The organism is Massilia sp., from assembly GCF_031995545.1.
GTDB lineage: Bacteria > Pseudomonadota > Gammaproteobacteria > Burkholderiales > Burkholderiaceae_D > Telluria.
In genome coordinates this window covers 1-21,223 of the sequence record NZ_DAMAGA010000001.1, presented here as the reverse complement: position 1 = coordinate 21,223, position 21,223 = coordinate 1, and the positions used below count along the sequence as shown (strand labels likewise).

The following is a 21,223-nucleotide window of genomic DNA, read 5'->3' as shown; positions in this document are numbered from 1 at the left end:
TTTTGCGCCAGTTATCCGGCAGCGGCGCGGGCCGTGCTCCGGTAAAATACGCCTTCACGCAGAACCCGGAAATATCATCATGCCGCGCCCGCTTTTCGCCACCATCCACCTCGACTCGATGCAGCACAATCTGTCGCAGGCGCGTACCTGCGCGCCCAGCGCCAAGATCTGGGCCGTGGTCAAGGCCGACGCCTATGGCCACGGCCTGGAGCGCGCCATGCGCGGCTTCGCCACCGCCGACGGCCTGGCACTGGTCGAGCAGGACGCGGCGCTGCGCCTGCGCGAACTCGGCTGGATCAAGCCGATTCTTTTATTAGAGGGTTTCTTCGAGGCGGCCGACTTGCCGCAGCTGGGCGAGCACAATATCAGCACCGCGATCCATTGCATCGAGCAGATCAAGATGCTGGAGTACACGCCGCTGTACCGTCCGATCGACGTCTACCTGAAGATGAATACCGGGATGAACCGGCTGGGTTTCCGTCCGCACGACTACGCGGCCGCCTATGAACGCCTGCGCGCGATCCGCGACGTGCGCAGCATCACCCACATGACCCACTTCGCCAACGCCGACGAGCTCGAACATCCGCGCCTGACTATCGGCGCGCAGGTGCGCTGCTTCAAGGAAGGCGCGGGCGACCTGCCGGGCGAGCGCAGCCTGTCGAATTCGGGCGGCGTGCTGCACCAGGCCGAACTCGCCGAGCAGCTGTCGAACGACTGGGTCCGCCCCGGCATCATGCTGTACGGCGGCACCCCGGGCGGGCGCAGCGCGCTCGAGTTCGGGTTGCGTCCGACCATGACGCTGCGCTCGGAAGTGATCGGGATCCAGGAAATCGAGGCCGGCGAGACGGTCGGCTACGGCAGTCGTTTCGAGGCGCCGGGCCGGATGAAGATCGGCGTGGTGGCCTGCGGCTATGCCGACGGCTATCCGCGCAGCGCGCCGCACGGCACGCCGGTGATCGTCGACGGCGTGCGCACCACGCTGATCGGCCGGGTGTCGATGGACATGATGACGGTCGACCTGAGCCCGATCCCCAATGCGCGGGTGGGCAGCAAGGTGACGCTGTGGGGCGACGGCCTGCCGATCGATGAAGTGGCGCACGCCGCCGGCACCATCGGCTATGAGCTGATGTGCGCACTGGCGCCGCGCGTGCGCGTGACCGAAGGCCGGCTTGGAAGCGACGGCTGAGCCCCCATATATAGAACATCATGGCTAAAGCAAAAACCAATTTCACCTGCAGCGAGTGCGGCGCGATCGCCACTCGCTGGACCGGCCAGTGCGCCGACTGTAAAGCCTGGAACACGATGGTCGAAACCGTCGTCGACACGCCGGGCGTGAACCGCATGTCGCAGACCCAGCACCGCAGCCTGGCGCAGACCGCGCCGGTGCTGTCCCTGGCCGACATCGAAGCGATCGACGTGCCGCGCTTCGGCACCGGCATCGAGGAATTCGACCGCGTGCTCGGTGGCGGCCTGGTGGCGGGCGGCGTGGTGCTGATCGGCGGCGACCCCGGCATCGGCAAATCGACCCTGCTGCTGCAGGCGTTATCCAGCCTGTCCGCCACGCGCAGCACCTTGTATGTCAGCGGCGAGGAATCGGGCGCCCAGATCGCGCTGCGTGCCAAGCGCCTGGCGGTCGATGCGAAAGATCTGAAACTGCAGGCCGAAATCCAGCTCGAGAAGATCCTCGGCACCATCGCCGACCTGAAACCGGACGTGGTGGTGATCGACTCGATCCAGACCATGTATTCGGATGCGCTCACCGCGGCCCCGGGTTCGGTGTCGCAGGTGCGCGAATGCGCGGCGCAGCTCACGCGCGTGGCCAAGCAGACCGGCGTCACCATCATCCTGGTCGGTCACGTCACGAAAGAGGGTGCGCTGGCCGGGCCGCGCGTGCTGGAGCACATCGTCGATACCGTGCTGTATTTCGAGGGCGATACCCAGTCGAGCTTCCGCCTGGTGCGCGCGATTAAAAACCGCTTCGGCGCGGTCAATGAGCTGGGCGTGTTCGCGATGAGCGAGAAGGGCCTGAAGGGCGTGTCGAATCCGTCGGCGCTGTTCCTGTCGCAGCACGACAGCCAGGTGCCGGGATCGTGCGTGATGGTCACGCAGGAGGGCACGCGCCCGCTGCTGGTCGAGATCCAGGCGCTGGTCGATACCAGCCACCTGCCCAACGCGCGCCGGCTGTCGGTCGGCCTGGAACAGAACCGGCTGGCGATGCTGTTGGCCGTGCTGCACCGCCACGCCGGCATCGCGGCCTTCGACCAGGACGTGTTCATCAACGCGGTCGGCGGCGTCAAGATCGCCGAACCGGCGGCCGACCTGGCGGTGCTGTTGGCGATCAACTCGTCGATGCGCAACAAGCCGCTGCCGCGCGGGCTGGTGGTGTTCGGCGAAGTCGGCCTGGCCGGCGAGATCCGCCCGGCGCCGCGCGGCCAGGAACGCTTGCGCGAAGCGGCCAAGCTGGGCTTCTCGGTGGCGGTGATCCCGAAGGCGAATGCGCCCAAGCAGAAGGTCGAGGGCATGACCATCGTCGCCGTCGAGCGCATCGAGGAAGCATTCACCAAGCTGCGCGAGCTGGACTGACGGCACTACGCTGACACGCGCTCAGTCCCCGAGCGCTGCACCGTCTTCACGGCGCGTTCCATATTCGCCTTGACGATCAGCCGGTGAAACGGCGCGATCGCGGCCAGGTAGAGGCGGCCGAAGCGGTTATGGCAATGCACGGTCGTCACCGCGAACAGTTCGCGCCGTCCGCTGCCATCTGCCCGCACGCCGATCAAAGCGCGAAAATCCAGGTGGCGGTCGTCGGCGCCCAGCACGATGTCGGTCGGCGTCGTCGCCAGCACCGGGAAGAAGCCGATCACGCGTCCCTGCCCGGCGGACGCCGCGATCGTGCGCGTCGACTTGACGCCGGCAATCGCCACCAGTGCGTCGCGCGTCCAGGTCAGGGCGCGGATCCACCACGCCTGCTGTTCGCAGGCGATGCGGGCCAGGGCTTCGACATCGTCGCCCGCATCTTCCGGCAGCACGATCGCAAAGGCGTCCAGCAGGTCAGCATCCGGATACAACAGTGATAACGATGTGGGCGGCGGTTCGATGGCGCGCGCCTTGCCTGTGACTGCACTTGAAGCGTCTGCCATCGCCGGCTCTCCTCGGGTCGGATGCGTCATGGTCAACAATGTCAGCCCCATGGTAACTCAGCCTTAGCAGTCGGTCACCTTGACCGGGCCACTGTTAATTGTGTCGAAATTGCCTATAATAAACATTCGTTTTTCACAGTCCGGACTCATCGTGCAACAAGAACAACGACAATCCGCGCGCAAGGTCGTGCGCACCAAGATCGCCCTGGCCATGGACGGGCGCCCGCCGGTGATAGGCAAGACCACCGACGTCGGCGCCAACGGCGTGAGCGTCAACCTGCCGGACCCGCTGCCGGCGGGACTGGCCGGCCAGGTCGGCTTCGACCTGCTGGTGGACGGCGCCTTCGTGCCGATCCAGGCTCGCGCCAAGGTCATGTACTGCATCTTCAGCGGCGGCGAATTCAAGATCGGCTTCCAGTTCCTGAACCTGGAACTGGCCGCGGTGACGGCGCTGGCGCGCTACATGCGCTGACGGGGCGGGGCGGTCACGATCCGTGCCCCGGAATGACAAGCGGCGAGCACCATGGCTCGCCGCTTGCGTATCTACCCACTGAGCGGGTCGTTCGCTATTCGTGATAGCGGTCTTGCAGTGACTTGGCACTGCCGCGTACTTCCTGGAATATCTCGAACGCGACCAGGCCAGCCAATCCGCTCAAAATCCCCATCACCATCAGATCAAACACCATACATATCAAACGCTTTTCAGCATCCCCTCCATCTCTGTGACGACACCTTCAGGGTAGCAGAACCGGGTGTATTTACAAGCAGGCTCGGGCGCGCAAAATATTTCCGGGCAGGGCTCGCGCCCAGCCGCGCGCCGGGTTTCACGGCGCCGATGCATTCTGGCGCGCGTGTCATGTTCATGTCATATTCGCCAATATGTCATGAACCTGTCATAAACGCCCGTTAGACTGCGCAGCATCGTCAGCGGGGCTGTCCCGAGCTTTCACTTCCAGAGGATCTGATATGCGCATGAAGCAAGTTTTCGTTTCCATCGCCTTGGCCGCATCGGCCTTCGCCGCCTCCGCACAGGCCGCCAACATCACCGGCGCCGGCGCCACCTTCCCGTATCCGATCTACGCCAAGTGGGCCGAGATGTACAAGGCCGCTTCCGGCAATGGCCTGAACTACCAGTCGGTCGGTTCGGGCGCCGGCATCAAGCAGATCAAGGCCAAGACGGTCGACTTCGGCGCCTCGGACATGCCGCTGGCTGCCGATGAACTCAACAGCGCGGGCCTGATCCAGTTCCCGGCCATCATGGGCGGCGTGGTGCCGATCGTGAACCTGCCGGGCATCGCCCCGGGCCAGATGAAACTGACCGGCGCCGTGATCGCCGACATCTACCTGGGCAAGATCACCAAGTGGAACGCGCCGCAGATCGCCGCGCTGAACCCGGGCGTCAAGCTGCCGGATACGGACATCACCGTGGTGCGCCGCGCCGACAGCTCGGGCACCTCGTTCCTGTGGACCGACTTCCTGTCGAAGACCAGCCCAGAATGGAAAAAAGCGATTGGTGCAGGCACCACCGTCAAGTGGGCGGTCGGCGTGGGCGGCAAGGGCAACGAAGGCGTGGCCGCCAACGTGCAGCGCATCAAGGGCGGCATCGGCTACGTCGAGTGGGCCTACGCCAAGAAGAACAAGATGTCACACACCCAGCTCCAGAACAAGGACGGCGCCTTCCTGCAGCCGAGCGACGACGCCTTCATGGCGGCCGCCAGCGGCGCCAACTGGGCCGGCACCCCGGGCTTCGGCGTGGTCCTGACCGACCAGGCCGGCAAGGGCAGCTGGCCGATCACCGGCGCCTCGTACATCCTGGTGCACAGGTCGCAGGCCGACGCCGCCAAGGGCAAAGAGGTGCTGAAGTTCTTCGACTGGGCTTATAAAAACGGCGACGCCGCAGCGGCCGAGCTGGACTACGTGCCGATGCCGGACGCCGTCACCAAGCTGGTGCAGGACGCATGGAAGGCCAACATGAAAGACGCGGCCGGCAAGGCGCTCTGGTAAAACTATCAGCGACACGAGGTGGGCCGGCGCGTTCCGGCCCTTTCGTTCGCCAGTGTGATTGACAAAAAAGCTATTAAACACTCAGTGACGACACTATGAGCGCCCACCCATCCGCGACCCTGAACAAGCTGCCCGCGCAAGCGACAGCCGACATTGAGGCGCGTCAGTACGCCGCCCTGCACAAGACCATGCGCAACCAGCGCATGCAGGATTTCTTCTTCCACAAGATCACGCTGCTGTTCGCGGTCTCGGTGCTGGCGGCACTGGTCGGCATCATCATCTCGCTGGCGATCGGCGCCGCGCCGGCCTTCGAGAAGTTCGGCGCGGCATTCATCACGCGCGTCGAATGGGATCCGGTGGGCGACGAATTCGGCGCCATGATCGCCATCTACGGCACCCTGGCCACCTCGTTCATCGCACTGGCGGTGGCGTTCCCGATCAGCTTCGGCATCGCGCTGTTCCTGACCGAGATCTGCCCGACCTGGCTGCGCCGTCCGCTCGGCACCGCGGTCGAACTGCTGGCCGGCGTGCCGTCGATCATCTACGGCATGTGGGGCCTGTTCGTGTTCGCGCCGCTGTTCGCCGACCACATCCAGCCGTTCCTGAAAGCCACGCTGGGCCAGGTGCCGGTGCTGGGTGCGCTGTTCCAGGGCCCGACCATGGGCATCGGCATCCTGACCGCCGGTCTGATCCTGGCGATCATGATCATCCCGTTCATCGCTTCGGTGATGCGCGACGTGTTCGAGATCGTGCCGACCGTGCTCAAGGAATCCGCATACGGCCTCGGCTGCACCAAGTGGGAAGTGGTGCGCAAGGTGGTGCTGCCGTACACCCGTACCGGCGTGGTCGGCGGCGTGATGCTGGGCCTGGGCCGCGCGCTGGGCGAAACCATGGCCGTGACCTTCGTGATCGGCAATGCGCATGCGCTGTCGGGCTCGCTGTTCATGCCGGGTAACTCGATCTCGTCGACCCTGGCCAACGAATTCGCCGAAGCGGCAACGCCCGAGCACGTGGCTTCGCTGTTCGCCCTGGCGCTGATCCTGTTCGGCATCACCTTCCTGGTGCTGTCGGCCGCGAAACTGATGTTGGCGGGTATGTCCCGCAAGGAAGGTACGAAATGAACGTGACGAATCCCGTCTACCGCAAGCGCCTGCTGGCGCACCGCGTCGGCATCATGCTGTCGGTGGTGGCGATGGCCATCGGCCTGGGCTTCCTGGCCTGGATCCTGTGGACCCTCTTGGCCAATGGCCTGGGCGCGTTGACCGGCACCTTCTTCACCGGCGACACCCCGGCGCCGGGCAGCGAAGGCGGCGGTCTGCGCAACGCCATCGTCGGCAGCCTGATGATCGTCGGCCTGTCGACCCTGGTCAGCACCCCGATCGGTATCCTGGCCGGCATCTACCTGGCCGAATACGGCGACACCAACCGCTTCGGCCAGGTGACCCGCTTCGTGACCGACATCATGCTGTCGGCGCCGTCGATCGTGATCGGCCTGTTCGTCTACGCCCTGTACGTGGCCAAGGTGCAGCACTTCGCGGGCTATGCCGGCAGTATCGCGCTGACCCTGATCGCGGTGCCGGTGGTGGTGCGTACCACCGACAACATGCTGCGCCTGGTGCCGAACAGCCTGCTCGAAGCCGCGTTCGCCCTCGGCGCCCCGCGCTGGAAGGTGGCCCTGATGGTGCGCCTGCGCGCCGTGAAGGCCGGCGTGATCACCGGCGTGTTGCTGGCCCTGGCCCGTATCTCGGGCGAGACCGCGCCGCTGCTGTTCACCGCGCTCGACAACCAGTTCTTCAGCACCGACATGAACGCGCCGATGGCCAACCTGCCGTCCGTGATCTACAAGTTCGCGATGAGCCCGTATGACGACTGGCGTTCGCTGGCCTGGGGCGGCGCACTGCTGGTGACCTTCACCGTGCTGTTCCTGAACATCCTGTCGCGCACCGTCTTCACCCAGAAGACGCCACGTTAATTTATTCTGACGAAACCATGACCCAAGCTATGGCAAACCCGATCCCGGCCACGGCCGCAGCCGCGAAGACCAAGACCATCGAGATCTCCGGCCTGAATTTCTTCTACGGTAAAACGCAGAGCCTGAAGAACGTGTCGCTCGACATCCACGACAAGCAGGTGACGGCCTTCATCGGCCCGTCGGGCTGCGGCAAGTCGACCCTGCTGCGCACCCTGAACCGCATGTACGACCTGTACCCGGGCCAGCGCGCCGAGGGTTCGATCCAGTACCGCGGCCGCAACATCCTGGAGCCGGGCGTCGACGTCAACATGCTGCGCGCCAAGATCGGCATGGTGTTCCAGAAGCCGACCCCGTTCCCGATGTCGATCTACGACAACATCGCCTTCGGCGTGCGCCTGTACGAGAACCTCTCCAAGGGCGAGATGGACGAGCGCGTCGAATGGGCGCTGAAAAAGGCGGCGCTGTGGGAAGAAGCCAAGGACAAGCTGGGCAAGAGCGGCCTGTCGCTGTCGGGCGGCCAGCAGCAGCGCCTGTGCATCGCGCGCGGCGTGGCGGTCAAGCCGGACGTGCTGCTGCTCGACGAACCGACCTCGGCGCTGGACCCGATTTCGACCGCCAAGATCGAAGAACTGATCAGCGAGCTGAAGCAGGACTACACGATCACCATCGTGACCCACAATATGCAACAGGCGGCGCGTTGCTCGGATTACACTGCGTACATGTACCTGGGGGAACTGGTCGAATTCGGCGAGACCGACCAGATCTTCATGAAGCCGGCGCGCAAGGAAACCCAGGATTACATTACCGGCCGCTTCGGCTGATCCTGGACCGCATAGTACCGCAATCAGACCCATTCACAAGAATATCAGACGGAGAGTTGTATGACAGGCGAGCATTCATCCAAGCAGTACGACCATGAGCTGGAAGGCATCCGTTCCAAGGTCCTGCTGATGGGCGGCATGGTGGAAACCCAGTTCGAGGAAGCGATCGAGTGCTTCCGCGTCGGCGACACGGCGCGCGCCGAGCGCGTGATGGCCGAAGACCAGGCGGTAAACCAGCTCGAGGTTTCGCTCGACGACGCCTGCAGCCACCTGATCGTCAAGCGCCAGCCGACCGCCAATGACCTGCGCACCGTGATGGCCACCATCAAGGTGATCACCGACCTCGAACGCATCGGCGACGAAGCGACCAAGATCGCGCGCACCGCCAAGAGCCTGCACGAGCGTGGCGTGGTCGGCATCGCCCACTTCGACACCATCCGCACCATCGCGCGCGCCACCGGCGACCTGCTGCACGATGCGCTGGACGCGTTCGCCCGTCTCGACGGTAAGCAGGCGCTGCAGCTGATCGCGGCCGACGAAGTGGTCGACCACGAGTTCCGCACCATCCTGCGCAGCACCATTACCTTCATGATGGAAGACCCGCGCACGATCTCGTCGGCGCTGGATACGCTGTGGGTGGCGAAAGCCATCGAACGCATCGGCGACCATGCCAAGAACATCGCCGAATACGTGATCTACGTGGTCGAGGGGCGCGACATCCGCCACACCAACGTGGCGCTGGATCAGACCCAGGCACAGGCGAACTGAGGATGGCAGACACGACTTCCGTCCTCGTGGTCGAGGACGAGCCGGCGATCGTCGAGCTGGTGACGTATTCGTTGCGCGAAGCGGGCTGGGACATCCGCACGGCCGATACCACGGCCGGCGCCTGGGACAGCATCAGCCGCGGCAAGCCCGACCTGATCCTGCTGGACTGGATGCTGCCCGACCAGAGCGGCCTGCGCCTGCTGTCGCGCCTGCGCGCCGACCGCGACTTCCAGGACCTGCCGGTGATCATGCTGACCGCCAAGAGCATGGAAGAGGACAAGCTGGCCGGCCTGAATAACGGCGCCGACGACTACATCACCAAGCCGTTCTCGCCGCGCGAACTGCTGGCCCGTTCGCGCGCGCTGCTGCGCCGCAAGAGCCCGCACCTGGCCGAGGCGCCGCTGCGCGCCGGCGCGGTGACGCTCGATCCGAACAGCTGCACCGTCACCGTCGAAGGGCAGCAGATCGACATCGGCAATGCGGAGTACAAGCTGCTCAAGTACCTGATGGCGCACCGCGAACGGGTGTTCTCGCGCGCCCAGCTGCTCGACAAGGTGTGGGGCGACCACGCCGTGATCGAAGAGCGCACGGTCGACGTGCACGTGCTGCGGCTGAGGAAGGCGCTGAAATCGGCCGATGGGCTGATCCGCACCGTGCGCAGCGTGGGCTACATGCTGTCCGAGAAATGACGCTTCTGTTCGGGTCACGATGAATCCCAAATTGCTGTTCTGGGTCCCGGCGCTGCTGCGTCTGGCCTTGCTGTTCGCCGGTGCCGGCGTGGTGTGGTGGATGGCCGGCCCGGTTGCCGGACTGGTGATCGCGCTGCTGGCGCTGGTGGTGGCGGTGTTCGTGCAGCTGAATTACCTGTACCGGCTGGGCCAGTGGCTGGACGAGCCGCAAAGCACGCGGCTGCCGGACGGGTGGGGCGCCTGGACCGACGCGTTCGCGCGCCTGTATCGCCTGCGGCGCGACGACGAACGGCATCAGCTCGAGCTGACCGAATGGCTGGCGCGCTTCCGCCAGGCCATGCAGCTGCTGCCGGAAGGCGTGGCGATCATGGACGACGTACTGTTCCTGGAGTGGTGCAATCCGGCCGCCGAAAAGCACCTGGGCATGACGATGGAGCGCGACAAGGGGCTGCGCGTCACTAACCTGGTGCGCCATCCGGACTTCATCGACTACATCATCCTGGGGCGCTACGAGCAGCCGCTGACGCTGTCCTTCCGCGGCCGCAAGCTCGAGTGCCGCATCATCCCGTTCGAGAACCGGAGGCAGATTTTGGTGACCCACGACGCCACCGACACCGAGCGCATCGAAGCGATGCGGCGCGACTTCATCGCCAACGCCTCGCACGAGTTGAGGACGCCGCTGACGGTGATCGTCGGCTTCCTCGAAATCGCGATGTCCGATCCGGGCATCGATGTCGCCACCCGCATGTCGCACCTGACGTTGATGACGGAACAGGCGCACCGCATGCAGCGCCTGATCCAGGACATGCTGACGCTGTCGCGGCTGGAGTCGGACGAGTATCCGCTCAAGCGCGAGCGGGTTGACATCCATGGCCTGGTCGATTCGATCGCAGCGGAAGCGCGCGCGCTGTCGGGCGGCCGGCACCAGATCGAGGTCGAGGTCGACGGTCCGGACGTGATGGGCAGCATGGAAGAACTGCGCAGCGCTTTTGCCAACCTGGCTTCGAACGCGGTGCGCTACTCGCCGAACGGCGGCACCATCCGCCTGAAATGGGCACGCGGCCAGGATGCGCTGAGCTTCTCGGTGACCGACTGCGGCATCGGCATCGACCCCGAGCACATCCCGCGCCTGACCGAGCGCTTCTACCGCGTCGACAAGAGCCGTTCGCGCGAAACGCAAGGCACGGGCCTGGGCTTGGCGATCGTCAAGCACGTCCTGCTGCGCCACGGCGGTCGCCTGACGATCACCTCGATCCCCGGCAAGGGCAGCACCTTCTCCGCCTCGCTCCCGAACACCTCGCTGCCCGGCTAATCCTTCCCTGACCCCAATTACTTTTCAATTGGGGTCAGAGTCGAATTGTTTGACAACTTTGAAATACTTGGGCGACAAAGCTGAACAGTAATAGCCTGATTGAATCTTACCCAGCGGATAATTAGGGTCAGAGTCGAATTGTTGGCAATTCTGAGAAATTGCTCAACAATTTGACTCTGACCCCAATTATTTTTGGGGCAATTGTTGGGCTAAGAGATATTGATCGGGCCGCGCCCGCTGTCGCTGAATGGTTTTTTGTCTCAGGCTGTGCAGCAAGGATATTTTCGGCGCCGATTTCGTTGCAAATTAATTAGGGTCAGAGTCGATTTAACGAGCAACTTTAAAACGACTCTGACCCTAATTGTCTTTTCGGAAAGTTGATCTGCATAATTGGCTGTGCATGGCGAGTGAGCAATTGACAGAAGAAATTGCTCAATAATTTGACTCTGACCCTAATTATTTGGGGTGCAGTCAGCGGAGCAGGAGCCAGATGAAGGCAGCAATCGCGAGGGCGATGGCGCCGAGGTAGGTCCAGCCAAGCCGTTTAGCCCGGGCCGGGTCGGTGTAGAGCAGCATCGATTGGGCTTCGCGGCGTCGGATCTTTTTCAAGGCATCGAGGCGTGACTGGACCTGGTCGACCAGTTGCAGGCGCTGCAGTCCGCCGCTGGCGCCGGCATTGGCGCGCATGCGCCGGCGCGTGGCGGCGAAATCGGCGGGGGTGACGATCTCGAACAAGATCAGCTCGTACAGCAGGTCAGCCGCGTTGTTGTTGTGCAGGCCGGATGGGTCGCGGCGGGCGGCGGCATGTTGAGTGGGGGTGATGATGCCGTCCTTCAGTAACGCATCGAGGAGGCGGCCGTTGCGCAGGTCGTTGGCGCGCTCGATTTCCTGCATCGCGGCTTGCAGGATCGCCTCGCGCTCGGATGGCTCATCATCGAAACGCATCATGTCGTCGAGCTCGTCTTCGGTGACGATCTTGTGCTCGTGCATCCAGAGCAGTTGCTGCACCGGATCGTGCAGCGCCAGGAAGGCGGCGCACGCCGGATGGCGTTCAATCGCCATGCGCTGGCGTGCGGTCATCAGCTCGAGCGCCGCCAGACTGGCGAACGCACCGGCAATCGAAGTGGTCATGATAGTCTCAGAAAAATTCCAGATGGAATTTTAACTGAAAGTATCACGTGTAGTTACAGGAAATGGCCGCAGCCAGCGACAACTGGCAGCCACCTCGCTTCAACGGACGATCAGAAGCCCGGCCGCCAGCAGCGCCGCCGGAATGCCGATCCAGACGCCCACCAGCACCTTGCGCGGCGCATACTGCAGCAGCAGCGTCACCGTCCACGCCGCAATCGACAGCACCCCGCACCACAGCACCGGCCCGATGTGCCAGCCACTGGCGCCAATACAGGCGATGAACGACAGCGTCAGCGCCAACCAGCCGAGCAGCCGCATGCGCAGCCGGGTGGCGGAGTCCGGCTCCTTGCCGCGGCCGTGGATGTCGGAATAGTGGCGGTCCATCACCACGCCCTTGGCGGCGAAGCCGCTAAAGGCGAGGGCAACGCCGCTCAGAATCAGCATGTTCATGCGGCCTCCAGTGGTGCGGGTGGATTGGCGGCGGCAGCCGGCGCGGCCGGTTTGGCCGCCGCCTGCTTCTTGCCCTTGCGGCCCAGCCACCAGGCGGCCCAGCCGAGCAGCAGGCCGAGTGCCAGCGTGACGAGGTCGAAGCCGGCCACCGGACGCAGTCCCGGGCCCCCGAACAGACTGACGCCCAGATGGGTATTGGTGGTCACGGCATTCAGTAGCGGCAGCCCGCCCAGCAGCACGGCGCCCAGCGTCAGCTGGAAACGCCACATGCCGCGCGTCGGCCGGATCTGGGCCAGGATCGCGCACGCGGCCCAGGCGGCGAAGAAGCAGTTGGCCTCCGCATTGGTACGCTGTGCCAGGTCCAGCGGCAGCAGCCGGTTCGACCAGAAGTAGACGGCAAAGGCCACCGGCAGGCCGGCGATGGCGCCGATGTTGAGGGCGTCGACCAGGCGCACGCCGAAGCCGACCTTGCCGCCCTGGGCCACGACCTTGGCGTACTTCTGGCGCTCCTTCACGCCCCACAGCAGCGCGCCGGTGGCGACCATCGCGCAGCCGGCCAGGCCGCAGATGAAGAACAGGGCGCGTAGCAGCGAATCGGCGAAGTGCGCCACGTGCAGGCCGTAGATCGCGGCGCGTGCCGACAGCGTGGTGCTCATGTCCCCGGTGGACGAGATCAGCGCGCCGGTGGCGCCATTGAAGGTCATCGACGGCTCGATGTTCGACAGCTGCTGGCCCGAAGAACGGAACAGTTCGACCTTGGCATTGGCGTCGTTCGGATGGCTGACCACGACCCGGGTCGGCGCTTCGCCCCAGGCGCGTTCGGCCTGCTGCAGCATCGGCGCGATGTCGACCAGCGGCGCCGCCGCCCGCGCCGGCTTGGTGCGGTCGACGTTCATGAAGACTTCGGCGAACATGGCGTTCTGGTCTTCGCCATACACTGCCTTGGTCGGCGACGGCATGTACATGAACATCAGCGTCACCAGGCCGGTATAGGTGATCATCAGGTGGAACGGCAGCGCCAGCACCGCGGTGGCATTGTGCGCGTCGAGCCACGAACGCTGGCCCTTCTTGGGACGGAAGGTAAAGAAGTCCTTGAAGATGCGCTTATGCGTGATCACGCCGCTGATGATCGCCACCAGCATGAACATGGCCGCGATACCAACGATCCAGCGGCCCCAGAGCGCCGACATGTAGTACAGGTCGAAGTGCAGGCGGTACAGGAACTCGCCGCCGCGGGTGTCGCGCGGGGCGGCGGTGTCCAGGCCCGTCATCGGATCGAGCACGAAGTTCTGCTGGCGGAAGGCGTTGCGGCGCTCTTCGCGGCTCATGCCTTTCTTGGGCGGATTGGTCCAGCTGGCGCTGATCAGCGGATTGCGCTCGGACGGCAGGTCGATGAACCAGCCGCTCGCCTTCGGTGCGCGCTCCTGCAGGCCGCGCACGGCGAGGGCTGCGGCGTCGGCATTGGCGATCTTCGACGGCGCGTCGGCCGCCTTGTGCAGCTCGGGCTTCATCCAGAACGTGATCTCGTGCCGGTAATAGGCCGCGGTGCCGGCCATGAATACCAGCAGCAGCAGCCAGCACACCAGCAAACCGGCCCAGGTATGCACCCACGACATCGACTGGCGCAGGCCTTCCTTCACCACCACGCCTTCTTTCATGACGTCCTCCCGGCCAGCCACAGTACGGCGTACAGCAGCGCGCTGACGCCGATGATGCCGACCCAGGCGCGGGTCGCGCTATGGGTGGCGAACACCCACAGGATGGCGCAGGTGTAGATGACGAAGGAGAGCAGGGTGGCGAGGGTGACGGCGTCGGCGCGCGGCAGCGGCAGCGCCAGCGCGATCAGGGCGATCGCGCTCGACGTCAGCACGTAGCCGCCGCCGATTGCGGCCACAGCGCGCGAGGCGACGGCGCCGCGGTAGCGCCAGGTGGTGGGAGTCATGGTGTTCGGCCTTTCTGGTGGAGCGCGATACAACGTCGGATAAAAAAACAATCGGCCGGCGGCGCGCCGTCGTGGCCGCGCCGCCGGAAGTTCAGGCGATCAGTGCTTCGGGTTCGGCGCCATCACCGGGCCGGCCGCCATCGCCGCCAGGCCGGTCGGGTTCACGAACGACAGCGAGGTCACGTAGGTGGCGCTGGCGTACGGCTTGCCGGCGCGCTCGCCCGGGGTCTTGTCCACGTGCTCCGCTTCCAGCACGTAGGCGCCTTTCCACGGCAGGTCGAATTTGACGGCGCCGGCGGCGTCCGACTCGGCTTCCTTGGTCCAGCCGTTCGGGATCACGGCGTGCACCTTCACCTTCGGCATCGGCTGGCCTTTGTAGAACACCTTGAATTCGCCCAGCTTGCCGGTCGGGACGATGTCGAAGGCCAGCTTCGGCTGGCGCGCGGCGAAGCCGTTCACCAGGCGCGCGGCCGGGGCCCAAACGTGGGTCAGGGTCTTGCCGTCTTCCTTGGTTTCCCAGGTCGGATAAGCGTTGTCTTCGGCGACGATCGACTCGCCCGTAGCCGGCACGCCGGACAGCACGAAGCCCTTGGCGGTCTTGTCCAGCGTCAGTGCCTGTTCGCCTTTGGCGCCGACCAGGGTCGCCTTCGGCGCCACGAACATGTCGAGCAGGCCGGGCGTGGTTTCGCGCTGGTTGTCGCCGAATTCGCCGAACTGCAGCTTGACGGCCTTGCCATCCTGCTCGAGCCAGACGTGGTGCGCCTGCGCGGCAGGGGCGGCGAAGGCAAGGGCGAGGGAAGCGAGCAGGATCTTGTTCATGTGTTGTTTCTCTTTCTCTTTTTAATGAATGAGGTTGGTAACGCAGGCCACGCCGGGATCGTGGAAAGGCACGCATTGTTCGGTGCGGATTCGACTGCGCCGTTCAATATGTGCATTGCATCAACTTTAGAATGCGAATTATAATGCGAATCATTCTCATTTCCAAACATTCATTTTACCATTCCAAAGGGAGTCTTCATGTTGCGTCCAGTGCCATCTGTTGTATCCAACCCAACGCCTGTCGCGCGCCTCGCGCGCCAGGCGGCCGCACTGTGCGCAACCGCTGCGTTGCTGGCTCCGATGGGTGCAGTGGCGGCCGATGCCGCACTAGCCGCGCCGGACGAACTGGCGCAGGATGGCGTCTCGACCGTCAACGTGATCGGCAAGCACGACGCCACCACCGAGAAGAGCAAATCCTTCACCACCCGCTCCTCGACCCTGTTCAAGGGCGAGCAGGCGATCCGCGACACGCCGCAGCCGGTCACTGTGATCACGCGCCAGTTCTTCGACGAGCGCAACCTGCTCGACCTGACCGATGTGCTGAACAACACCCCGGGCGTGCAGGTCGACTACACCGACAGCGAGCGCCTGAGCTACAACTCGCGCGGCTTCTCGATCGACGCGCTGCAGGTCGATGGCCTGACCTTCAGCCAGTCCGGCGCCGCCTTCGTGCAACCGGATACCGCGGTGCTGGACCGGGTCGAAGTGCTGCGCGGCGCCTCGGGCATGCTGCGCGGCTCGGGCAATCCGTCGGCCACCGTCAACATGGTGCGCAAGCGCCCGACCAAAGAATTCCAGGCGAATGGCGCGATCACGGTCGGCTCGTGGGAACGCCGCCGCGTCGAAGCCGATGTCTCGGCGCCGCTCAATGAAAGCGGTTCGATCCGCGGCCGCCTGGTGGCGGTCAAGGACAAGAAGGAGTTCTTCCAGGACGTCAAGCGCGAAGACCGCGAAGTGCTGTACGGCGTGGTGCAGGCCGACCTGACCCCGAACACCACCGTCACCGCTTCGCTCCAGCACACCGACATGGATGCCACCGGCGCCTGGGGCGGCCTGCCGGGCAATATCGACGGCTCGGCGCTGAACCTGCCGAAAGAGACCTACCTCGGCGTCGACTGGAACAAGTGGAACCGCTACAACGACCAGGCCCAGCTCGAAGTCGAGCACCGCTTCGCCAACGAGTGGACGGTGCGTGCCAACGCCGGCTACACCGCGCTGCGCCTGAAGGACGGCGCCTTCAAGCAGACCTTCGTCTCGCGCGCCGCCAACGCGACCAATCCCTACCTGATGACGATCACCACCGCCCAGTACACCGGCGACGACAGCCGCCAGCAGGCCATGAACCTGGTGGCCGACGGTCCGTTCATGCTGTTCGGCCGCAAGCACCAGCTGGTGCTGGGCGCCGAGCGCGTGCACAACCGCTCGATCGGCACCCGCGGCGCCGGCAACCTGTACCCGCAGCTGATCGACATCCGCGACTTCGATCCGTACACCGACTATCCGGAACGCGACGTCACGCTGCCCGCGACCGGCATCCCGCCGGTGGAAACCACCACCGAAGGCGCCTACGCTACCGCGCGCCTGTCGCTGGCCAATCCGCTCACCGCCATCATCGGCGGCCGTTTGAGCTGGTGGGAAAACGATTCCCAGGTCAATGCTTCGGCCAGCTACAAGGTGACGCGCGAAGTCACACCGTATCTGGGCCTGGTTTACGACATCTCGAACGAGTTGAGCGCCTACGCCAGCTACACCGAGATCTTCACGCCGCAGAACGTGCGCGGCGCCGACGGCCAGATCCTCGATCCGATCACCGGCGAAGACTATGAACTGGGCGTGAAGGGCGAATTCTTCGGCGGGCGCCTGAATGGTTCGCTCGGCCTGTTCCGCATCGAGAACGTGGGCCGCGCGATCGAGGACAGTACCTCGATCAACCCGTGCGTGCCGTACTTCACCACCGGCTTCTGCCGCATCGCCGGCGGCAAGCAGAGGAGCGAAGGCTTCGAGGCCGAACTCTCGGGCGAGATCCTGACCGGCTGGCAGATGATGGCCGGTTACACCAACACCCGCACCAAATACCTGGTCGACTCCAGCGCCGCGAATGTCGGCCAGCCGCTGCGCAGCCAGGACCCGAAACACCAGCTGCGCGTGTTCACCAGCTATAGCCCGAACCGCTCGGGTCCGGGTTGGACCGTCGGTGGCGGGGTGCAGGTGCAGAGCGATAACTACGTGCGCGCCGGTGCACTGACCTCGCGCCAGGGCGGGTACGGGATTGCGAATGCGATGCTGGCCTACCGCTTCAGCGACACGTTGTCGCTGCAGGCGAACGTGAACAACCTGTTCGACAAGACCTATTACAAGAAGATCGGTCCATCGAGCGTGTCGTTCTATTACGGCGACCCACGCAATGTGTCGCTGACGCTGCGCGGTAGTCTGTAAGCGCTGCGGAGGGGGGGTATCGGCGGCGGCCGGAACCGGGCGATGTGCAGCCGATGTACAATCGCGTCTCGTTCTTTCCGGCCCCCTTTATGTTCTCTCGTCGTTCCTCCTTATTGGCCTGCGCGGCCCTGTTCCTGACCGCCTGCGGCAGCACCCCGACTCCACCGCCGGCCGCCCCGGCTCCGGTCGCGCAAGCGGCCCCCGTCCAACCGAAGAAAGTCCGCATCGGCCTGGCCCTGGGCGGCGGCGCCGCGCGCGGTTTCGCCCACATCGGCGTGATCAAGGCGCTGGAAGCGCAGGGCATCGTGCCCGAGATCGTCGTCGGCACCAGCGCCGGCTCGGTGGTCGGTTCGCTGTACGCCTCGGGCCTGAACGGCTTCGCGCTGCAAAAGACCGCGCTGGCGATGGACGAAGCGACCATCTCGGACTGGGCGCTGCCGCTGTTCTCCAAATCGACCGGCCTGCTCAAGGGCGAGGCGCTGCAGAACTACGTCAACAAGGCGATCGGCAACGTGCCGATGGAAAAGCTCAAGCTGCGCTTCGGCGCCGTCGCCACCGACCTCAAGACCGGCCAGCCCATCCTGTTCAACAAGGGCAATACCGGCATGGCGGTGCGAGCCTCGTCCTCGGTGCCGAGCGTGTTCCAGCCGGTGGTCATCGGGGGCAAGACCTATGTCGACGGCGGCCTGGTGGCGCCGGTGCCGGTGCGCTTCGTGCGCGAGATGGGGGCCGACTTCATTATCGCGGTGAATATATCGAGTGCAACGGAGGGCGCGGCCACGGCCAGTTCGCTCGACGTGCTGATGCAGACCTTCAGCATCATGGGCCAGCGCCTGAACCACTTCGAGCTGAAAGACGCCGACATCGTCATCACGCCGGCGCTCGGCAATATGGGCTCGAGCGACTTCGCCGGCCGCAACCTGGCGATCCTGGCCGGCGAGCAGGCCGCCGCCGCCGTCATGCCGCAGATTAAGGCCAAGCTCAAACTCAAGCAGTATCCGGTCGTACCTGCACCGGCACCACGTTAATCCACCAGCACTGAACAACACATGAACACCAAACCTTACCTGACCCTCCAGGACGCCAAGACCATCGGCGCCGCCGCAGAAGCCGAAGCTGTCAACAACGGCTGGAACGTCTCGATCGCCATTGTCGACGACGGCGGCCACCTGCTGTGGCAGCAGCGCCTGGACGGCGCGCCGCCGGTGTCGTCGTACATCGCGCCGGCCAAGGCCAACACCGCCGCGCTGGGCCGTCGTGAATCGAAGATCTACGAGGACGTGGTCAACAACGGCCGCATGTCGTTCCTGAGCGCGCCGAAGCTGGAAGGCATGCTGGAAGGCGGCGTGCCGGTGATCGTCGACGGTCACGTGATCGGCGCGGTCGGCGTCTCGGGCGTGAAGTCGGAGCAGGACGTGCAGATCGCACGCGCCGGCATCGCGGCGCTGGGCGCATGAGCTGATCAGCGCTTCCGGTAGTACCCCGACATCGGCCTGCCGTGCTCTGCACGCAGGCCGATGTTGCATTGCAAAGCAATGTTTCGTCAGGGAAGCAAGAGGGCAGAGCGCGGCCTTCCGGATGTCATGCAAGGAAACAATGGCCTCGAATTTGTGGCGACGCCGCATTGCCGAACAGCCCGATCCGCGCTATAATTTGGAAGTTTAACTAATTCAAACCTCAGCCGTAGCGCATACCACCATCCCTCATTCAACATGGCCTCCAACCCCCGGCGAGATGGTATCGCCCTGGTGTGTTGGATGTCGGTCTGACGTGGCGCAGCTACGGTAACTTTTTCGGGAGTTACCCTTGCCGCCATTTTTTTCTGGCTCAGCCGTCCCGGCCATCCTGGCCCTTGCCGACGGAACGATTTTCAAAGGATATTCCATTGGCGCCACCGGTCACACGACCGGCGAAGTGGTCTTTAATACCGCTATCACTGGCTACCAGGAAATCCTCACCGACCCCAGCTACTCGCGTCAAATCGTCACCCTGACGTACCCGCACATCGGCAACTACGGCGTCAACAGCGCCGACGTGGAAGCATCGAAAGTCCACGCCGCCGGCCTGATCATCCGCGACCTGCCGCTGCTGGCGTCGAACTTCCGTTCCACGCAATCGCTGTCGGACTACCTGAAGCAAGAAAACGTGGTCGCCATCGCCGGCATCGATACCCGCAAACTCACCCGCATCCTGCGCGAGAAGGGCGCCCAGGCCGGCGCCATCCTGACCGCATCGCAAGGCGTCGAGCCAAGCGAAGCGCAGGCGCTGGAACTGGCGCGTTCGTTCCCGGGCCTCTCGGGCATGGACCTGGCCAAGGTGGTGTCGGTGAAAGAACCGTACGTGTTCACCGAGACCGAATGGAAGCTGGGCGAAGGCTTCGGCAAGCAGGAGAATCCGCAGTACCACGTGGTCGCCTTCGACTACGGCGTGAAGCGTAACATCCTGCGCATGCTGGCCGAACGCGGCTGCAAGGTTACTGTGCTGCCGGCGCAGTCGACCGCCGCCGATGCACTGGCACTCAACCCGGACGGCATCTTCCTGGCCAACGGTCCGGGCGACCCGCAGCCGTGCGACTACGCGATCAAGGCGTCCGCCGAGCTGATCGAAAAAGGCATCCCGACCTTCGGCATCTGCCTCGGTCACCAGATCATGGCGCTGGCTTCCGGCGCCAAGACCTTCAAGATGAACTTCGGCCACCACGGCGCCAACCACCCGGTGCAGGACCTGGATTCGAAGAAGGTGCTCATCACCTCGCAGAACCACGGCTTCGCGGTCGATCCGGAGTCGCTGCCGGATAACTGCCGCGTGACCCACGTCTCGCTGTTCGACGGCTCGCTGCAAGGCTTCGAGCGCACCGACAAACCGGCGTTCTGCTTCCAGGGCCACCCGGAAGCCTCGCCCGGCCCGACCGACGTCGCCTACCTGTTCGACCGTTTCATCAGCCTCATGCAAGCACCGGAGAAGAAATAAATGCCAAAGCGTTCTGATATCAAAAGCATCCTGATCATCGGCGCGGGTCCGATCGTCATCGGCCAGGCGGTCGAATTCGACTACTCCGGCGCCCAGGCCTGCAAGGCCCTGCGCGAAGAAGGCTACAAGGTCATCCTGGTCAATTCGAATCCGGCGACCATCATGACCGACCCGGAAACGGCCGACGTCACCTACATCGAGCCGATCACCTGGAAGGTGGTCGAGCGCATCATCGAGAAAGAGCGTCCGGACGCGATCCTGCCGACCATGGGCGGCCAGACCGCACTGAACTGCGCGCTCGATCTGCACCGCGAAGGCGTGCTCGATAAATACAAGGTCGAACTGATCGGCGCCTCGCCGGAAGCGATCGACAAGGCCGAAGACCGTTCCAAGTTCAAGGACGCGATGACCAAGATCGGTCTCGGTTCGGCGCGCTCGGGCGTGGCCCACTCGATGGATGAAGCGTGGACCGTGCAGCGCGAGCTGGGCTTCCCGACCATCATCCGTCCGTCGTTCACGATGGGCGGCAGCGGCGGCGGCATCGCCTACAACGCCGAAGAATTCGAACAGATCTGCAAGCGCGGCCTGGAAGCCTCGCCCACCAACGAGCTGCTGATCGAAGAGTCGCTGCTGGGCTGGAAAGAGTACGAGATGGAAGTCGTGCGCGACAAGAACGACAACTGCATCATCATCTGCTCGATCGAAAACCTGGATCCGATGGGCGTGCACACCGGTGACTCGATCACCGTGGCTCCGGCACAGACCCTGA

The 21,223-nt window shown here is 64.4% G+C and carries 20 protein-coding genes and 1 pseudogene; 15 read left to right on the top strand and 6 right to left on the bottom strand.

The window, feature by feature from the left end:
- The first annotated feature begins 79 nt into the window (after positions 1 to 79).
- Positions 80 to 1,186: an alanine racemase gene (alr, locus tag RTQ83_RS00105; RefSeq protein WP_312510466.1), complete on the top strand. Its 1,107-nt coding sequence runs from the start codon at positions 80 to 82 to the stop codon at positions 1,184 to 1,186.
- A gap of 20 nt (positions 1,187 to 1,206) precedes the next feature.
- A complete protein-coding gene (gene radA / locus RTQ83_RS00100; RefSeq protein WP_312510465.1) occupies positions 1,207 to 2,583 on the top strand; it encodes a DNA repair protein RadA in 1,377 nt (458 codons plus the stop codon).
- A 5-nt stretch (positions 2,584 to 2,588) separates the two neighbouring features.
- Here the strand turns inward: radA and RTQ83_RS00095 are convergent, their stop codons facing one another.
- The gene (locus RTQ83_RS00095) at positions 2,589 to 3,140 is read right to left on the bottom strand and encodes a DUF2867 domain-containing protein (protein WP_312510464.1); all 552 of its coding nucleotides are present in this window, start codon (positions 3,138 to 3,140) and stop codon (positions 2,589 to 2,591) included.
- Between the two features lie 151 nt (positions 3,141 to 3,291).
- Here RTQ83_RS00095 and RTQ83_RS00090 point away from each other — a divergent pair, with 151 nt between their 5' ends.
- The 8 genes from RTQ83_RS00090 to phoR all read left to right on the top strand — a co-directional run bounded on the left by RTQ83_RS00090 (position 3,292) and on the right by phoR (position 10,706).
- Positions 3,292 to 3,612, top strand: coding sequence for a PilZ domain-containing protein (locus RTQ83_RS00090; RefSeq protein ID WP_312510462.1), 321 nt, complete (start codon positions 3,292 to 3,294; stop codon positions 3,610 to 3,612).
- Between the two features lie 494 nt (positions 3,613 to 4,106).
- Positions 4,107 to 5,144 carry a phosphate ABC transporter substrate-binding protein PstS gene (gene pstS, locus RTQ83_RS00085; RefSeq protein ID WP_312510460.1) on the top strand — a complete coding sequence of 346 codons (1,038 nt, stop codon included), beginning with the start codon at positions 4,107 to 4,109 and terminating at the stop codon, positions 5,142 to 5,144.
- A 95-nt stretch (positions 5,145 to 5,239) separates the two neighbouring features.
- Positions 5,240 to 6,265, top strand: coding sequence for a phosphate ABC transporter permease subunit PstC (gene pstC, locus RTQ83_RS00080; protein ID WP_312510459.1), 1,026 nt, complete (start codon positions 5,240 to 5,242; stop codon positions 6,263 to 6,265).
- Between the two features lie 53 nt (positions 6,266 to 6,318).
- Entirely contained in the window at positions 6,319 to 7,116 is a 798-nt protein-coding gene (gene pstA / locus RTQ83_RS00075) for a phosphate ABC transporter permease PstA (RefSeq protein ID WP_409456068.1), read from the top strand.
- Between the two features lie 17 nt (positions 7,117 to 7,133).
- Positions 7,134 to 7,937 carry a phosphate ABC transporter ATP-binding protein PstB gene (gene pstB, locus RTQ83_RS00070; RefSeq protein WP_312510457.1) on the top strand — a complete coding sequence of 268 codons (804 nt, stop codon included), beginning with the start codon at positions 7,134 to 7,136 and terminating at the stop codon, positions 7,935 to 7,937.
- A gap of 60 nt (positions 7,938 to 7,997) precedes the next feature.
- Positions 7,998 to 8,705 (top strand): phosphate signaling complex protein PhoU, encoded by a 708-nt coding sequence (gene phoU, locus RTQ83_RS00065; protein ID WP_312510456.1) that lies wholly within the window; start codon positions 7,998 to 8,000, stop codon positions 8,703 to 8,705.
- A gap of 2 nt (positions 8,706 to 8,707) precedes the next feature.
- Positions 8,708 to 9,394 (top strand): response regulator, encoded by a 687-nt coding sequence (locus RTQ83_RS00060; RefSeq protein ID WP_312510455.1) that lies wholly within the window; start codon positions 8,708 to 8,710, stop codon positions 9,392 to 9,394.
- A gap of 19 nt (positions 9,395 to 9,413) precedes the next feature.
- Complete coding sequence (phoR, locus tag RTQ83_RS00055; protein ID WP_312510454.1) at positions 9,414 to 10,706, top strand: phosphate regulon sensor histidine kinase PhoR; 1,293 nt, start codon at positions 9,414 to 9,416, stop codon at positions 10,704 to 10,706.
- A gap of 471 nt (positions 10,707 to 11,177) precedes the next feature.
- Here phoR and RTQ83_RS00050 read toward each other — a convergent pair whose 3' ends face one another.
- From RTQ83_RS00050 to RTQ83_RS00030, 5 genes are all read right to left on the bottom strand, one after another.
- Positions 11,178 to 11,837, bottom strand: coding sequence for a hypothetical protein (locus RTQ83_RS00050; RefSeq protein ID WP_312510453.1), 660 nt, complete (start codon positions 11,835 to 11,837; stop codon positions 11,178 to 11,180).
- A gap of 99 nt (positions 11,838 to 11,936) precedes the next feature.
- Positions 11,937 to 12,287, bottom strand: a complete 351-nt coding sequence (locus tag RTQ83_RS00045; RefSeq protein WP_312510452.1) for a DUF3325 domain-containing protein — start codon at positions 12,285 to 12,287, stop codon at positions 11,937 to 11,939.
- Positions 12,284 to 13,945, bottom strand: a complete 1,662-nt coding sequence (locus RTQ83_RS00040; RefSeq protein ID WP_312510451.1) for a PepSY-associated TM helix domain-containing protein — start codon at positions 13,943 to 13,945, stop codon at positions 12,284 to 12,286. The genes RTQ83_RS00045 and RTQ83_RS00040 overlap by 4 nt, the downstream gene beginning before the upstream one ends.
- Positions 13,942 to 14,229 carry a DUF3649 domain-containing protein gene (locus tag RTQ83_RS00035; RefSeq protein WP_312510450.1) on the bottom strand — a complete coding sequence of 96 codons (288 nt, stop codon included), beginning with the start codon at positions 14,227 to 14,229 and terminating at the stop codon, positions 13,942 to 13,944. Before RTQ83_RS00035 ends, RTQ83_RS00040 begins: the two co-directional genes overlap by 4 nt.
- 99 nt (positions 14,230 to 14,328) lie before the next feature.
- Positions 14,329 to 15,048 carry a DUF4198 domain-containing protein gene (locus RTQ83_RS00030; RefSeq protein WP_312510449.1) on the bottom strand — a complete coding sequence of 240 codons (720 nt, stop codon included), beginning with the start codon at positions 15,046 to 15,048 and terminating at the stop codon, positions 14,329 to 14,331.
- Positions 15,049 to 15,336: 288 nt separating this feature from the next.
- Here RTQ83_RS00030 and RTQ83_RS00025 point away from each other — a divergent pair, with 288 nt between their 5' ends.
- The 5 genes and pseudogenes from RTQ83_RS00025 to carB all read left to right on the top strand — a co-directional run.
- Entirely contained in the window at positions 15,337 to 17,484 is a 2,148-nt protein-coding gene (locus tag RTQ83_RS00025; protein WP_312510447.1) for a TonB-dependent siderophore receptor, read from the top strand.
- Positions 17,485 to 17,573: 89 nt separating this feature from the next.
- Positions 17,574 to 18,512, top strand: a complete 939-nt coding sequence (locus RTQ83_RS00020; protein ID WP_312510446.1) for a patatin-like phospholipase family protein — start codon at positions 17,574 to 17,576, stop codon at positions 18,510 to 18,512.
- Between the two features lie 21 nt (positions 18,513 to 18,533).
- Positions 18,534 to 18,941, top strand: a complete 408-nt coding sequence (locus tag RTQ83_RS00015) for a heme-binding protein (protein WP_312510445.1) — start codon at positions 18,534 to 18,536, stop codon at positions 18,939 to 18,941.
- A 349-nt stretch (positions 18,942 to 19,290) separates the two neighbouring features.
- Positions 19,291 to 20,454, top strand: a complete 1,164-nt coding sequence (gene carA / locus RTQ83_RS00010) for a glutamine-hydrolyzing carbamoyl-phosphate synthase small subunit (protein WP_312510444.1) — start codon at positions 19,291 to 19,293, stop codon at positions 20,452 to 20,454.
- Positions 20,455 to 21,223: pseudogene (carB, locus tag RTQ83_RS00005) on the top strand (carbamoyl phosphate synthase large subunit); the annotation flags it as partial.

What these genes read in the sequence shown, in the direction of transcription:
- alr (WP_312510466.1), top strand. Translation starts at nt 80, where the DNA reads ATGCCGCGCCCGCTTTTCGCCACCATCCACCTCGACTCGATGCAGCAC.
- radA (WP_312510465.1), top strand. Translation starts at nt 1,207, where the DNA reads ATGGCTAAAGCAAAAACCAATTTCACCTGCAGCGAGTGCGGCGCGATC.
- RTQ83_RS00095 (WP_312510464.1), bottom strand. Translation starts at nt 3,140, where the DNA reads ATGGCAGACGCTTCAAGTGCAGTCACAGGCAAGGCGCGCGCCATCGAA.
- pstS (WP_312510460.1), top strand. Translation starts at nt 4,107, where the DNA reads ATGCGCATGAAGCAAGTTTTCGTTTCCATCGCCTTGGCCGCATCGGCC.
- pstC (WP_312510459.1), top strand. Translation starts at nt 5,240, where the DNA reads ATGAGCGCCCACCCATCCGCGACCCTGAACAAGCTGCCCGCGCAAGCG.
- pstA (WP_409456068.1), top strand. Translation starts at nt 6,319, where the DNA reads ATGCTGTCGGTGGTGGCGATGGCCATCGGCCTGGGCTTCCTGGCCTGG.
- pstB (WP_312510457.1), top strand. Translation starts at nt 7,134, where the DNA reads ATGACCCAAGCTATGGCAAACCCGATCCCGGCCACGGCCGCAGCCGCG.
- phoU (WP_312510456.1), top strand. Translation starts at nt 7,998, where the DNA reads ATGACAGGCGAGCATTCATCCAAGCAGTACGACCATGAGCTGGAAGGC.
- RTQ83_RS00060 (WP_312510455.1), top strand. Translation starts at nt 8,708, where the DNA reads ATGGCAGACACGACTTCCGTCCTCGTGGTCGAGGACGAGCCGGCGATC.
- phoR (WP_312510454.1), top strand. Translation starts at nt 9,414, where the DNA reads ATGAATCCCAAATTGCTGTTCTGGGTCCCGGCGCTGCTGCGTCTGGCC.
- RTQ83_RS00050 (WP_312510453.1), bottom strand. Translation starts at nt 11,837, where the DNA reads ATGACCACTTCGATTGCCGGTGCGTTCGCCAGTCTGGCGGCGCTCGAG.
- RTQ83_RS00045 (WP_312510452.1), bottom strand. Translation starts at nt 12,287, where the DNA reads ATGAACATGCTGATTCTGAGCGGCGTTGCCCTCGCCTTTAGCGGCTTC.
- RTQ83_RS00040 (WP_312510451.1), bottom strand. Translation starts at nt 13,945, where the DNA reads ATGAAAGAAGGCGTGGTGGTGAAGGAAGGCCTGCGCCAGTCGATGTCG.
- RTQ83_RS00035 (WP_312510450.1), bottom strand. Translation starts at nt 14,229, where the DNA reads ATGACTCCCACCACCTGGCGCTACCGCGGCGCCGTCGCCTCGCGCGCT.
- RTQ83_RS00030 (WP_312510449.1), bottom strand. Translation starts at nt 15,048, where the DNA reads ATGAACAAGATCCTGCTCGCTTCCCTCGCCCTTGCCTTCGCCGCCCCT.
- RTQ83_RS00020 (WP_312510446.1), top strand. Translation starts at nt 17,574, where the DNA reads ATGTTCTCTCGTCGTTCCTCCTTATTGGCCTGCGCGGCCCTGTTCCTG.
- RTQ83_RS00015 (WP_312510445.1), top strand. Translation starts at nt 18,534, where the DNA reads ATGAACACCAAACCTTACCTGACCCTCCAGGACGCCAAGACCATCGGC.